Annotated in this window: 13 protein-coding genes and 2 pseudogenes; 4 read left to right on the forward strand and 11 right to left on the reverse strand. The window is 66.2% G+C overall.

Translation table 11 applies throughout. The annotated features are described in order from the left end of the window. Positions 1–52 precede the first annotated feature (52 nt). Positions 53–679: a BA14K family protein gene (locus tag ACQ86E_RS29605; protein WP_431202985.1), complete on the reverse strand. Its 627-nt coding sequence runs from the start codon at positions 677–679 to the stop codon at positions 53–55. 233 nt (positions 680–912) lie between these two features. Between ACQ86E_RS29605 and ACQ86E_RS29610 the strand changes: the two genes are divergently transcribed. Beyond that, complete coding sequence (locus ACQ86E_RS29610) at positions 913–1,320, forward strand: NADH:ubiquinone oxidoreductase subunit NDUFA12 (RefSeq protein ID WP_431202986.1); 408 nt, start codon at positions 913–915, stop codon at positions 1,318–1,320. 367 nt (positions 1,321–1,687) lie between these two features. Here the strand turns inward: ACQ86E_RS29610 and ACQ86E_RS29615 are convergent, their stop codons facing one another. Next, positions 1,688–2,374 (reverse strand): DJ-1/PfpI family protein, encoded by a 687-nt coding sequence (locus ACQ86E_RS29615; protein ID WP_431202987.1) that lies wholly within the window; start codon positions 2,372–2,374, stop codon positions 1,688–1,690. Between the two features lie 91 nt (positions 2,375–2,465). Between ACQ86E_RS29615 and ACQ86E_RS29620 the strand changes: the two genes are divergently transcribed. Then, positions 2,466–3,407: a GlxA family transcriptional regulator gene (locus ACQ86E_RS29620; protein WP_431202988.1), complete on the forward strand. Its 942-nt coding sequence runs from the start codon at positions 2,466–2,468 to the stop codon at positions 3,405–3,407. A 57-nt stretch (positions 3,408–3,464) separates the two neighbouring features. Here ACQ86E_RS29620 and ACQ86E_RS29625 read toward each other — a convergent pair whose 3' ends face one another. Continuing rightward, a complete protein-coding gene (locus ACQ86E_RS29625; RefSeq protein WP_431202989.1) occupies positions 3,465–4,295 on the reverse strand; it encodes an AraC family transcriptional regulator in 831 nt (276 codons plus the stop codon). A 137-nt stretch (positions 4,296–4,432) separates the two neighbouring features. On the opposite strand from ACQ86E_RS29625, the pseudogene ACQ86E_RS29630 reads away from it, so the two are divergent. Then, a pseudogene (locus ACQ86E_RS29630) lies at positions 4,433–5,129 on the forward strand (O-methyltransferase). On the opposite strand, the gene ACQ86E_RS29635 reads toward ACQ86E_RS29630, so the two are convergent. The 4 genes from ACQ86E_RS29635 to ACQ86E_RS29650 all read right to left on the reverse strand — a co-directional run bounded on the left by ACQ86E_RS29635 (position 5,110) and on the right by ACQ86E_RS29650 (position 7,862). Beyond that, the gene (locus tag ACQ86E_RS29635) at positions 5,110–6,096 is read right to left on the reverse strand and encodes a Na+-dependent transporter (RefSeq protein WP_431202990.1); all 987 of its coding nucleotides are present in this window, start codon (positions 6,094–6,096) and stop codon (positions 5,110–5,112) included. The pseudogene ACQ86E_RS29630 and the gene ACQ86E_RS29635 overlap by 20 nt on opposite strands. A gap of 52 nt (positions 6,097–6,148) precedes the next feature. Continuing rightward, positions 6,149–6,550: a type II toxin-antitoxin system VapC family toxin gene (locus ACQ86E_RS29640; RefSeq protein ID WP_431202991.1), complete on the reverse strand. Its 402-nt coding sequence runs from the start codon at positions 6,548–6,550 to the stop codon at positions 6,149–6,151. Beyond that, positions 6,550–6,807, reverse strand: a complete 258-nt coding sequence (locus tag ACQ86E_RS29645) for a type II toxin-antitoxin system Phd/YefM family antitoxin (RefSeq protein ID WP_431202992.1) — start codon at positions 6,805–6,807, stop codon at positions 6,550–6,552. Before ACQ86E_RS29645 ends, ACQ86E_RS29640 begins: the two co-directional genes overlap by 1 nt. Before the next feature lie 107 nt (positions 6,808–6,914). Beyond that, positions 6,915–7,862, reverse strand: coding sequence for an alpha/beta hydrolase (locus ACQ86E_RS29650; RefSeq protein WP_431202993.1), 948 nt, complete (start codon positions 7,860–7,862; stop codon positions 6,915–6,917). A gap of 205 nt (positions 7,863–8,067) precedes the next feature. Between ACQ86E_RS29650 and ACQ86E_RS29655 the strand changes: the two are divergent. Continuing rightward, positions 8,068–9,094, forward strand: a pseudogene (locus tag ACQ86E_RS29655) (DUF2155 domain-containing protein). Between the two features lie 37 nt (positions 9,095–9,131). Here the strand turns inward: ACQ86E_RS29655 and aat are convergent. The 4 genes from aat to ACQ86E_RS29675 form a co-directional block, all read right to left on the reverse strand. After that, a complete protein-coding gene (aat, locus tag ACQ86E_RS29660) occupies positions 9,132–9,812 on the reverse strand; it encodes a leucyl/phenylalanyl-tRNA--protein transferase (protein WP_431202994.1) in 681 nt (226 codons plus the stop codon). Between the two features lie 65 nt (positions 9,813–9,877). After that, positions 9,878–10,993 (reverse strand): sensor histidine kinase, encoded by a 1,116-nt coding sequence (locus ACQ86E_RS29665; RefSeq protein WP_431202995.1) that lies wholly within the window; start codon positions 10,991–10,993, stop codon positions 9,878–9,880. After that, the gene (locus ACQ86E_RS29670; protein WP_015686476.1) at positions 10,990–11,430 is read right to left on the reverse strand and encodes a response regulator; all 441 of its coding nucleotides are present in this window, start codon (positions 11,428–11,430) and stop codon (positions 10,990–10,992) included. The genes ACQ86E_RS29665 and ACQ86E_RS29670 overlap by 4 nt, the downstream gene beginning before the upstream one ends. Beyond that, positions 11,427–12,911 carry a sensor histidine kinase gene (locus tag ACQ86E_RS29675; RefSeq protein WP_431206593.1) on the reverse strand — a complete coding sequence of 495 codons (1,485 nt, stop codon included), beginning with the start codon at positions 12,909–12,911 and terminating at the stop codon, positions 11,427–11,429. Before ACQ86E_RS29675 ends, ACQ86E_RS29670 begins: the two co-directional genes overlap by 4 nt. Between the last annotated feature and the right edge of the window lie 7 nt (positions 12,912–12,918).

Consider the following 12,918-nt stretch of genomic DNA (forward strand, 5'->3'; position numbering starts at 1 on the left):
AAAGAGGCGCCGCATAATGCGACGCCTCTTCCTCTAGACGTTGTCGATACGCTTACGGGCAGGGATGACGCTGGCCGTCATAGCCGAGATACGTGCCCGAGGCCGGGTCGTACGACTTGAAGCGCTGCGCGCAATAGGCCGAGGCATCGCCGCCGCTGTCCGGAACCACCGCGACCGACGGCTCATCATAGTAACTGTCGTCGCCGTAGTAATAGGGATCGTTGTAATATCCGCCGCCGTAATAGGCGTACGAGCCGATGCCGCCGATCGCAGCACCCGCCGCGACGCCGGGCCAGAAGCCCCCGCCGCCATGCCGACGCCAGCCGCCGCCGTGCCCGTGCCAGTTACCGCCGCCGCCATGCCAGTTGTTGCCCGCGGACGCGATCGGACGGCCACCACCACCACCGAAGCTCGGTCCGGCGCCGAGACTGGGCCGCATGGCACCGCCGCCGCCGGCGAAATGCCCGCCGCCACCGCCCATCCGCGGACCGCCACCGAATCCGCCGCCGCCCATGCGCGGACCACCGCCGCCGCCACCGAAGTGGGCACCACCGCCACCGCCCATATGACCGCCGCCGCCACCACCGCCACGTCCCGGGCCGCCGGCGAAGCTGGGCGTCGCCAACGGAAGAACCAGCGCCAATACCGCTGCGGCGCTCAAAACTTTCAGACTCTTCATGCTTAAACTCCTTTTCCCGGAAACAAACCCGTCACAAGGGCTGAGGTTCCTGGGTTCACGCGGCTGTGCGCGCGTGAAGGGAGATTTTCACGCGGTGGCTGTACCCGGCATGAACGGATCGCGTCCGATTTGGGGCGGGGCAGGCGTTTGCGTGGGGCGAGGCCGCTCCGGCCGAACTGGACATTTCGCCGCCCGGATGGCATCAGGGCCAGACGAAGCAGGGCCCTTGCCGCATGAAACAGTTCTTTCTCAAGTTCTTCACCTGGTGGAGTGGCCAGACGTTCGGCACCCAACTCTGGACCAAGCGGTACGGGGAGCTGGTCGGCCAGGACGAGCAGGGCAACCTCTACTATCGCACCCGCGGCGGGGCGATCGATCCGACGCTCGGCTTCGAGCGGCGCTGGGTGATCTATAACGGCTACGCCGAAGCGAGCCGTATTCCGCCGTCATGGCATGGCTGGATGCATCACACCGTCGACGTGCCGCCGACCGAGGACAATTATCAGCCGCGCGAGTGGGAAAAGCCGCATCAGCCGAATCTCACCGGCACCGCCAACGCCTACCGCCCCTCGGGCTCGACGCTCGCCAGCGGCAAGCGTCCGAAGGCGACCGGCGACTATCAGCCCTGGACCCCCGGCTAGGCTTTCGGTCTCCGTCGAGATCTTCACCGTTCGACTGGATGCACCAGCATCCGCTTCACGCCGCTGTGGACAACGGGAACAGCGGGGATGGCAACTGCGCGCCCATTGCCGTCCGGCAGACGATGCGGCTCAATGATCCCATCTTGCGGAGATGGGAGACCATCGCGTTCGGTTCGGGCAACAGTTCGCGACTGTCCCGAGATGCAGCGGCCGCCGACCAGGACTCGATCGGGAGATAGGCCCCCGGTCTGGAAGCTCCGAAATCGCCCGATGAAATGTGCAGCCGCCGTAAGACAGGAAAGGCCGCTCGGGAAACCGGGCGGCCTTTTTCTGTTGACGGGTACGAGAGCTGCGAGATGAGGACTCTTTAAACCACCCGCGCGGCCGCGCGCTTCACAGCTTCGAGGCGGTGCGCCTGGTTTTGCGCGCCGCGTTCCCTGAGCAGCGCCAGCACTTCGGCCGGGGCCGTGTCGGGCGAGCCGGAATTGAACGGCGGTGCGGGGTTGTATTCGATCTGGAGCTGGATCGCTTCCGCCGTGGTGCGGTCGACCAGGATCGACACCAGCGTCAACGCGAAATCGATTCCCGCGGTGACGCCGCCGCCGGTGATGCGGTTGCGGTCGACGCAGACGCGCGTCTTGGTCGGCGTCGCGCCGAACTGGCTCAGCATCTCCATCGCGCTCCAATGGGTCGCGGCGCGGTAGCCTTTCAACAGGCCGGCGGCGCCGAGCGCCAGCGATCCCGTGCAGACCGAGGTGACGTATTGCGCGCCCTCGGCCTGCCTGCGCAGGAAATCCAGCACCTCCTCGTCATTGAGCAGATCGTTGGTGCCGCCGCCGCCGGGCACGCAGATCACATCGAGTTGCGGGCAGTCGGCGAACGTCGTGGTCGGCGTCAGCGTCATCACGGAATCGCTCGGCACCGGTTCGATCCGTTTCCAGATCAGATGCAGCTTTGCGCCCGGAACCATCGCGAAGACCTGCAACGGCCCGGTGAAGTCGAGCTGGGTGACGCGCGGAAACACCAAAAGTCCGATCTGGAGCGGTGACGACATGAGAGCCTCCAACTATGAGCTTGACGGGTGCAGCCTGTCATGATGCCATTCTGTCCAAAATGGCGTAATTCCCTCACTTTCGGACATGACCATGATCGGCATCCTGATCTTCCCCGATTTCCAGTTGCTCGATGCGGCAGGTCCCATCTCGGTGTTCGAGGTCGCGGCGCGCTGTCTCGGCAAGGCGACGACCGGGATCAGGGTGCTGGCGCTGAACGCAGGACTGGTGCGCAGCTCGTCCGGCGTCGAGATGATGGCGCGGGATCTCAAGTCGGCGAATGCGATCACGACCCTCGTCATCGCGGGCGGCGCGGGCGTGGCGGACGCGGCCCGCTGCGAGGTCACGCGTGCCTTCGTTCAGCGGCTGGCGAAGCGCGGCGTGCGGGTCGCCAGCGTCTGTTCGGGCGCCTACGTGCTGGCCGAAGCGGGCCTGCTCGACGGCCGCCGCGCCACCACGCATTGGGGACGCACGCGCGATTTCGTCGCGCGCTACCCGAAGGTGAAGTTCGAGCCGGACCAGATCTTCACGCACGACGGCAATGTCTGGACGTCGGCGGGCATCACCGCCGGCATTGACCTCGCGCTGGCGATGGTCACCGAGGATCATGGCGAGGAGATCGCGCAGCAGGCCGCGCGGCAGCTCGTGCTGTATCACCGCCGCAGCGGCGGCCAGTCGCAGTTTTCCTCGCTGCTGGAATTGAAGACGCCGAACGGCCGCTTCGGCGCGCTGCTGTCCTGGGCGCGCGAGAATCTCGATGCGCGTTTGACCGTCGAAGATCTCGCCGACCGCGCCGGCATGAGCGCGCGGCATTTCGCCCGTGCCTTTGCCGCCGAGACCGGCACGACGCCGTCAAAAGCGATCGAGCGCTTGCGCATCGAGGTCGCGCGCGAGCGCGTGCAGTCCTCGCGCGAGGCGATCGAGCTCGTCGCCGAGGCGACCGGCTTTCGCGACCCCGAGCGCATGCGCCGCGCTTTCATCCGCGCCTTCGGCCAACCGCCACAGGCGCTTCGGCGCGCGGCGCGGGCGGGATAGGGCGTGTACCAGACCAGCAAGCACGCCGCGCGCGGGCGGGACGGCGGGTCCGCGGTGTCACCAAAGCGAAGGACCCGCGTTTCGGCCGTCATGGCGCTCCGCCATGTATCTGCCCGGAGACGTGCCGAGCGTCTTGCGGAACATGGTGACGAAACTCGGCACGCTTTCATAACCAAGGTCGGCGGCCACCTGCTGGATCGAGGCGCCACCGGCCAGCCACTGCACCGCGAGCATGACTCCGAGCTGCTGGCGCCAGCGGCCGAAGCTCATCCCGGTCTCCCGGCTGATCAGCCGCCCAAGCGTCCGCTCGCTCATGCCGGCGCGCGCTGCCCACCCCTCCAGCGAACCACGTTCGGAGGGTGAGGCCATCATGAGGTCGGCCAAAGCGCGCAGCCGCGGATCGACCGGCATCGGCAAATGCAGGTCCTCGACCTTGGCGGCCGCGATCTCGTCGAGCAACACCGCGATCAAGCGCGAATTCACTCCGTCCTCGTCGTACAACAACGGCAGGCTGGCGGCACGGAACAGCAGTTCGCGCAGCAGGGGCGTCACGGAGACGGTGCTGCAGCGTTGCGGCAGCCCCGCATCGATACCGGCGGCGACGAACGCGCTATAGCCTTCGAGCGTGCCCGTCGCCTTGATGGCGTGCAGCGCGCCACCTGGTATCCAGAGGGCGCTGCGCGGCGGGACGATCCACAGTCCGCCCTCCACCCGGCAACTCAGCGCCCCGCGCTGCACGAGCATGATCTGCCCCTTGGCATGGCAGTGCATGTCGAGCTCGAACGAACCGACCATCTTCGACTCCATGCCATAGGCGACGACCGGGCGCGCGACCTCGTCGGGCTCGATCCAGTCGGATGCAACGGAGCTGTCTGTGAGAATGGGCATCGTTCGATCTACCATTCCGCCTGGCGTAACTGAATAATAATTTGTCCAGATTTCGTAATGACGCCAGCGGGACCTCCCTTTACTCACACGGGCAGTCGAGGTCGGAACGGTCTCGCCATCACCGGAAGGGGATTTTCATGACACTGCTGAGCAGCAAGCGCGTCGCAGAGACGCTCGACAAACTCCACGCCGATGCCAACGCCGCTGATCGCGACCTGATGGCCAAGATGACGGCGCAGGTCGAGACATCAGGCGAAACGCTGAAGGATCTGGCCGCCAGGTTTATCGACGAGGAACGGGTCAACTATCGAGCGACGTATCGGGGTCACGCCGATCATTTCCTGGCGATTTCTCCGGCCTATGGCCGCTTCGCTTTACGCGATCGCGCGCGCCCGCGGGGCAACCCGGATCGTCGAGTTCGGCACATCGATGGGGGTCTCGACGATCTACCTCGCGGCTGCGCTTCGCGACAATGGCGGCGGCCAGTTGATCGGTTCCGAGCTCGAGCCCACGAAAGTCATGCGGGCGCGGGCTCACCTCGAAGCGGCGGGGCTCGCCGATCTGGTGGAGATCCGCGAGGGCGATGCGCTCGACACGCTCAAGGACGTCGGCGGCGAGGTTGATGTTCTATCGATCGATGGCGCGTTTTCGCTGTACCTGCCGTTGCTGAAACTGATCGAGCCACGGTTGGCGCCCGGCGCCGTGATCTTCGGGGAGAACGCCTTTGCGCAGGACTATCTTGATTACGTCCGCACTCCCGCCAATGGTTATTTCTCCCGGTCGCTCGACATCGACGAAGGCCGCGGCAACGAATTCACCGTGCGGGTCGGGTGACGCCCGCCCGCGCCGTCAGGCGCCGCGCGATTGGCATCAGCATGTATGGCGCCAGATGAATCGGAAACTGCGTCATCGCGAAATAGAGCCAGGTGGTCGGCGGCAGCGCGCCGGCCGTCGCCGCCAGCATCAGGCCGAGATTGCGCTGTGACACCATCAGCCCGAGCGCCAGCGCGCGCTCATAACCGATGCGACGAAACAGCAGCGTGGTGATCGCGAGCAGCGTGAAATAGATCGCGAAGGACAGCGCGGCGAGGCCGATCGTGAATAGCGGCTTGGCCAGGAAGTCGCTCACAACATCGCCCATGATCGCGGCGGCGAAGATCAGCAGGATAATGATGTTGAAGCCGTCGATCGGCTTCTTGTGACGCTGGATCGCAGCCGCGCCGAACGTCCACCGGATCAGGGTTGCGGCCAGCAGCGATGTCACGATGATGCCTGATAGCTTGAGCCCCAGGGTCGGCGGCGAGATGCTGAGCATGTCGCCGAGGAAAAGGCCGGCGAACAGCGAGGCCGTGAACGGCACCAGCGCGGTTGAGGCCACCAGCGTGACCAGCACCAGTGTGGCATCGAGCCCCATCAGCGCGGCCAGCGCGGGCGCCGCCATCATCGGCGAGGCGATGCCCTGCAGCATCAGCGCGAGGAAGAGGCCGGGCGAGCTGCTGGTGAGCCCGGTGACATGCGCGATCAGTCCGACGATCAACGGCACGCCGATCGTGGTCCAGACCGTAGCGGTCGCGACCAGCGCCGGCCGGCGCAGATGATGGTGGAGCGCAGCCAGATCGACCCGCATGAAGGAGATGCAGAGCAGAACGAAGATGGCCTCGGTGATGTAGGGCCGCAGCAGCGCGCCGAGCGGCGGCACCGCCATGGCGACGAACACGACGGCGGCGACTGCACGCGTGCCCTGGCTGCCGAGCCAGGTCAGTACGCGCAGGGGGAGGGCGCGCAAAACGGCAGAGTGCATTTTTGGGAGTGTCCGGAATAGCGTTTCAAGGGGCGAGGCTGGTTACTTGCCTTCAAATGGATTGACGATGCGGACTCCCGCCGGCTTGAAGTCCGACACGTTGCGCGTCACGACGGTCAGCCCGTGCTCGAGCCGCCGTGGCGGCGATCATGAGGTCGGCGCTTTCATTGCCGAGCGCGGCACTGAGAGTCCCCCAGCGACGTGCGGTCTGCAGATCAAACGGCAGGATTTGTGTGCCGTAGAGAGCGAGAAGGCGATCCAGCCAGCCGGCGAGCGCATCTGCAAAGCTCGGATCTGCAGCGCGTTGACGCGCGATTCCGCGTTCGATTTCGCCGATGCTGACGACGCTGAGGAAAAGATCGGCCGTTCGCTGCCGCTCCATCCAGGCGACCACGGACGGGCTGCGTCTGGTCCGACGCAGTTCGGACAGCGTGACGGTGTCGAGCAGAAACATTAGAGGCCGACGTCACGAATTGCGATGCGCGCGCGCGTAAATTCCTCGTCGTCTTGCGGCATTTCAAGAAGCAGATCGGAAAGAGAGGGCGCCCGCGCGCGTTGCAGCTCCTGCAGGCGTTCAAACTCCGCGGCATTTAGGATGACCACAGCGGGCTTGCCATGCCGCGTCACGGTCTGTGGCGCGCGTTGCGCCGCAATGACCACCTCGCTGAAGCGGTTCTTTGCGTCCTGCACCGACCAGACTCGCTTGGACATGTTCAGTCTTTCCAGTTTAGTTATTCTGGCCAGAATTTCTGGCTAGAATATGCGGCCGCTGGCGGCCCTCGTCAAGGGACAGGCCAACGCTTGCGGATTGTCACGCGTCAGCCCAACCCCTTCAACCAAACGCCGATCTCGCTGACGGCGACATTGGCCTGCTGCAGCAGCTTGCCCATCGTGAAGAAGCCGTGGAACTGGCCGGGATAGTGCTTGTACGTGACGAGCACGCCGGCCTGCCTGAGGCGCGCGGCATATTCGTCGCCTTCGTCGCGCAGGGGATCGGCGCCGGCGGTCAGCACATAGGCCGGCGGCAGGCCGGCAAGGTTTGTCGCACGCGCCGGCGAGGCACGCCAATCGTGGATGTCGGCGGCGCCGTTGAGGTAGTGATCGCGGAACCAGCGGATCACCGAATGCGTCAGCAGTACGCTGGTCTCGGGCTCGCTGTGCGAGCCGTGCGTCATGGCGAAATCGGTTGCCGGGTAGATCAGGACCTGGCCGGCGATGTTCGGACCATCACCGTCACGCGCCGCGAGCGCGACCACGGCCGCAAGGTTGCCGCCGGCGCTGTCGCCGCCGATCGAGAGGCGCGCGGCGTCGATGCCGAGCTCGCGCGCATTGGCGGCGATCCATTTGGTGGCGGCGATCGCGTCATCGGCGGCGGCCGGAAATTTGTGCTCGGGCGCGAGGCGGTAGTCGATCGATATGACGGTCAACGCGCCAGCTTCGGCGAGCTGGCGGCAGACGACGTCGTGGGAGTCGAGATCGCCGATGACCCAGCCGCCGCCGTGGAAGAACACCAGCGCGGGCGACTTGCCATGCTGCAGACGTGGCTGCTTCGGCACATAGATGCGTGCCGGGATCGTGCCGTGCGGCGCCGGGATCGCAAGCGGCGCGACGCGCGCCAGTTCCGGGGCGTCAGGATTGGTGGCAAAGCGGGCCTGCGCGTAATAGGCGCGCGCTTCGTCTGCGGTCAGGCTCTCATAGGCGGGCCGGCCGGCCTCCTGGAAGGCCTTGTAGACGGCGGCGGCGTCGGGATCGAGCACGACGGGCATGGGAGGGACCCTTGAGGTTCTGGTTATCGTTGGACGCAATTTTCGGGGGCGATGCCCGCCTCGGCCCCGGGGAGGAGCTTGCCGACTATCCCATTCGGCCGCCGCTCTGGCCAGATGGCGGCGGGCAGGGCAGGAATGCCGCCCTTTCCCCGCCGTATTCGCCGTGTTAACCGGATGGCCTGCGAGCGGCGGTATCCCCTGTAGAATGTCCAGCAAGCCCGATCTCGCTGTTGAAGCCGCGCGAGACAATGGTTCGAACCTTTACCCTGACAGGCCTTGCGGCGCTTCTGGCCGCCACCGCATTGACGGTGGCGACGCCCGCGCAGGCGCAGATCGGCACGATCTTCTCCGATCCGCCGCCGCGGCCGCCGGGCGCGATTCCGCGTGGCCAGCCGCAGCCGCAGATGCCCGATGAGGACGACGAGGAGGTCCCCGCGCTGCCGCCGCAAGGCCGCGTGCTGCCGTCGCGCCCGATGGCGCTGCCCCAGGGGCGGCAGGGTAACGTGATGCCGGGGCCGGTCGAGTCCCAGCCGCTGGCGCCGCCGCCGGGCTCCACCGCCGCGCCGCCGAACCAGATGCCGCCCGTCGCGGTCGCGCCGCCGCAGGGCGCCCCGGGTGCGCCCGGTCAGCGCCAGCCCCAGCAGAAGGGCGGGCCGGTACCGCAGACGCCCGCGAGCTTGCAGCCGGGCGACGAGGTCGTGACCGAGCCGCCGGCCCAGAAGATCGTGAACAAGAAGGCGACCTTCTCCGGTCTCGACAAGATCACCGGGCGCATCATCAATTTCGACGAGGATATTGGCGAGACCGTCCAGTTCGGTGCGCTCAGGGTCAAGACCGATGCCTGCTACACGCGGCCGGCGACGGAGGCCGCCAATACCGACGCCTTCGTCGAGGTCGACGAGATCACCTTGCAGGGCGAGGTGAAGCGGATCTTCTCGGGCTGGATGTATGCGGCAAGCCCGGGCCTGCACGGCGTCGAGCATCCGATCTACGACATCTGGCTGACCGACTGCAAAGGGCCGCAGCAGACCATCGCGACAGCGGCGCCAGATCCCGCGCCCAAGCCGGCCACGCCAGCGCCGCCGCCGGCGCAGAAGAAGAATGCCGCGCCCAAGCAGGCCGTGCAGCAGCGTCCGCCGCAGCCCTTGCCGCCGATCCAGCAGCAACCGCCACCGCCTCCGCCGCCGGAGCAGCGTCCGGGTCTGTTCGGTATTCCCGGGTTTGGCCGCTAGGCCAAATCCCGCGGGTTCGGCCGCCAGGCTCTCTGACTTATTGCCGTGAAGCGATGATCTCGAGCGCGCGTGCGCCCGGGATCGCTGCGCCGTCTGCGAGCCTCAGGAAATCGCCGGGCTCGCCGGCGAGCGCCTTGTCGAGCAGCGCGGTGTAGCGCCGCCGCGGAATCTCGACCGCGCCAAAACTCTTCAAATGCTCGGTGACGTATTGCGTGTCGAGCAGCTCGAAGCCGCCATGAATGAGCCGCGCGACCAGATGCACCAGCGCGACCTTCGAGGCATCGCGCGCGGTGTGGAACATGCTCTCGCCGAAGAAGGCGCGTCCGAGGCTCACGCCGTAGAGCCCGCCGACAAGATCGTCTCCCTGCCAGGCCTCGACGCTGTGGCAATGGCCGAGCTCGTAGAGGCCGCCATAAAGGTCACGGATGCGCTTGTTGATCCAGGTGTCCTCGCGTCCGGCCTGCGGCGCGGCACAGCCCGCGATGGTCGCCTTGAACGCGGTGTTGACGGTCACGCGAAACAGATCCGAACGCACGGTGCGCGCGAGTCGTGAGGCGACGCGAAATCCCGCGAGCGGGATAACGCCGCGCAATTCTGGCTCGACCCAGAACAGGGTCGGATCGTCGGCGCTTTCGGCCATCGGAAAGATGCCGCAGGCATAGGCCCGCAGCAGCACGGCCGGCGTGATTTCAGACGAAGCGGAGTCGCGCGAAGTCATGGTTCGCAACAATAGCAGGATCGCGGTGGGGTTACGATGGCGAGGAACCCCGTGCAATCGCGGGGTCAGCTCGCCGCGGCGCTGCTCGCCCGGTGGGGCGTCGTTGGCAGGCGGCGGAACTTGAGGAGAATGCGGGTGCCGGAATGGGCGGGGTCGCGCTCGACGGTGGCATCCAGCTTGGTGGCCATCGCCGCGACGATGCGCTGGCCCATACCGGTGGAGCGCGGATCGGCCTTGACCTTGTCGCCGACGCCGTCGTCGGCGATCGACAGCAGCAGATCGTCGCCCTGCGAGGTCAGCTCGACATGGATCGGGCCGGCGCCGTCGGGATAGGCGTATTTCACCGCGTTCATCACCAGCTCGTTGACGATGATGCCGACGGCGACGGCGCGGTCCGGATCGATCTCGATCGCCTCTGCCTTCACCGTCAGGCGCGACATCCGGTTGCCTTCGGCCGAGCGGCGCAAATCCTCCAGCAGGGAGTCCAGATATTGATTGAGGACGACGCTCTTCAGGTCCTGCGAGGTGTAGAGGCGGCGATGCACCTGCGCCACCGCTGCGACGCGGCCCATCGCATTGGTCAGCGCCGCCTTGACCTCGTCCTGGCCGGCGGAGCTTGCCTGCAGATGCAGCAGCGAGGCAATGATCTGGAGCGAGTTGCCGACGCGATGGTTGACCTCGCGCAGCAGCATCTCGCGTTCGGCTGCGAGCGCCGCGTAGCGGTCGCGCGAGGCGTGGATCTCGGCTTCGGCTTCGTCGCGCGCCTTCTGCAATTCGGCCTGGCGTAGCGCGCCGTCGGCAGCGACATGGAGCAGCGGGATGAAGTCGCCCCTGACGTCCTTGACGAGATAGTCGGACGCGCCCGCCTTCAGGGCGGTGACCGCGATGCTGGAATCCTGCGACGCGGTGACGAACACCACCGGCGGCGCGCCCGGGATCGCCATGATCTGCTCCAGCGTCTCCAGCCCGTCGAGGCCGGGCATGTACTGGTCAAGTGCCACGACGTCGATTCCGCCCGCGACGCTGCCCTGGGTCTGCGCGCGGCGGATGCGCTCGAGGCCTTCCTCGCCGCTGGCGGCATGGATGACCGTGTAGCCGCGCCGCGTCAGGCCGCGATCGACCAGGCGCGCCAGCGCCGCGTCGTCGTCGATGTAGAGCAATGTGGGCGTGCGCTGGTTCATGAGGCGGCGGGCGGGACCTGGATGACCGAGAAGAACAGACCGAGCTGCCGGATGGCATTGGCGAAATTCTCGTAATTCACCGGCTTGGTGATGTAGACGTTGCAGCCGAGCTCGTAGCAGCGCTTGATTTCCTGGGAATCGTCGGTGGTGGTCAGCACCACCACGGGCGAGGCCTTCAGATATTTGTTTTCCTTGATCTGCTTCAGGATATCGATCCCGGTCATGTCGGGGAGATTGAGATCGAGCAGGATCAGCAGCGCGTTGCCCTTCTGCGCGAGCCCGGTGCCGTCGGCGCCGAACAGGTGCTTCATCGCATCGGTGCCGTTGGTGAAGGGGATGATCTCGTTGTTGACGCCGGAGCGGCGGATGTTGCGCTCGATCAGCCGCGCGTGCCCCTCGTCGTCTTCGATCATGATGATGCTGACAGGCAGGGTCATTGCTCGGAGTTCCGGTTGCTTGCGTTCCAGTTGATGGGCAGCGTGATCGTGAAGGTGCTGCCCGCGTTCAGTTCCGACGATACCGACATGGTGCCGCCGAGGCGGCGCACAAGTGCACGTACATGCGCCAGACCGATGCCCTGACCGGGCTTGTCCTGGGTTCCCGCGCGGCGGAACAGGTCGAAGATCCGCTGATGATCCCTGGCATCGATACCGCGGCCGTTATCGCTGATCTCGAAGATAGCGTATCCGAGCTTGGTGCGCCCCCGGATTCTGATCTCGCCGGGCACGCCGCTCTTGAGATACTTAATCCCGTTGTCGATCAGATTGGAGAATATCTGCTCCAGCGCAAGGCGGTCGCTGACGATATTCGGCAGCGGTTCGACGTGGATCTCGGCCTGCGCCTCGGAGGCCTGATGCGCCAGCGTCGACACGATCGCCTCGATCAGCTCGCGCGTGTCGACCTTCACCGGCTCGAATTCGCGCCGGCCCTCGCGGGTGAGGTTGAGGATCGCCGAGATCAGGCGGTCCATCTTGGCGATCGAGGACTTGATGAAGCCGAGCGCCTCGGAGAAATCCGCCGCCAGTTGTTGATCCGGGCCTTCGAGCGCGATCTCGCCGGCGGCCGGCGGCGGCCCGCCGGTCGCTGCCTGGGTGAGGCCGCCGATGCGGCGGAAGATGTCGCCGCTGAGCTCCTCGAGTTCGCTGGTGAAGCCCATGATGTTGACCAGAGGCGAGCGCAGATCGTGGCTGACGATATAGGCGAAGCGCTGGATCTCGTTGTTGGCCTCGCGCAGGTCAGCCGTGCGCTCGTCGACGGTAGCCTCCAGGTTGAGATTGGCGTCGCGCAGGCGCGCCTCGGCCTGGTCGCGGGCGCGGGACGACTGACGGACCAGAATGACCGAACCGAAGGCGAGAGCAAGGACCATCCCCGAGCCGGCGATGGTCACGGAGGAGGCCAGCTTCTGGGTCCGGTCGGCGGTATCGGTCCGCTCCCTGAACAGGCGATCTTCCTCGGCGCGCATGTCGAGGCCGACCTTGGCGATGGTGTCGACCGCTCCGGTCGACGTCCCGTTGCGCATCGCCGTCACGGCGGTGGTGACATCGTTGTTGGTGACGCGGTCGATACCGCGGGCGAATTCCGACAGCCGCTGTTCGACGGCCTTGCGCAGCCTGGCCATGTTCTGAATCTGCGCCGGATTGTCGCCCGTGAGCCGGCCGAGACGATCGAGGGCCGGCAGAATGTTGGCGGCCGCCGCCTGGTATTCAGTCAGGAATTGCGGGCCGCCGGACAGCAAATAGGCCCGGGTCGCGCTTTCCGCACGGCGGATTTCCAGCAGGACGGTCGAGATCTGGTTCTCGGACTCGACCGTGTGCACGACCCAGGAATTGTCTTCGCGGGATTTATTGATCAGCAGCATCGAGGCGACGCTGATCGCGACCAGCACGAAAAAGCCCGCCGAAAGCAGCAGGATTTGCATCAACGTG

The organism is Bradyrhizobium betae (assembly GCF_050632175.1).
GTDB classification, from domain to species: Bacteria; Pseudomonadota; Alphaproteobacteria; order Rhizobiales; family Xanthobacteraceae; genus Bradyrhizobium; species Bradyrhizobium betae_B.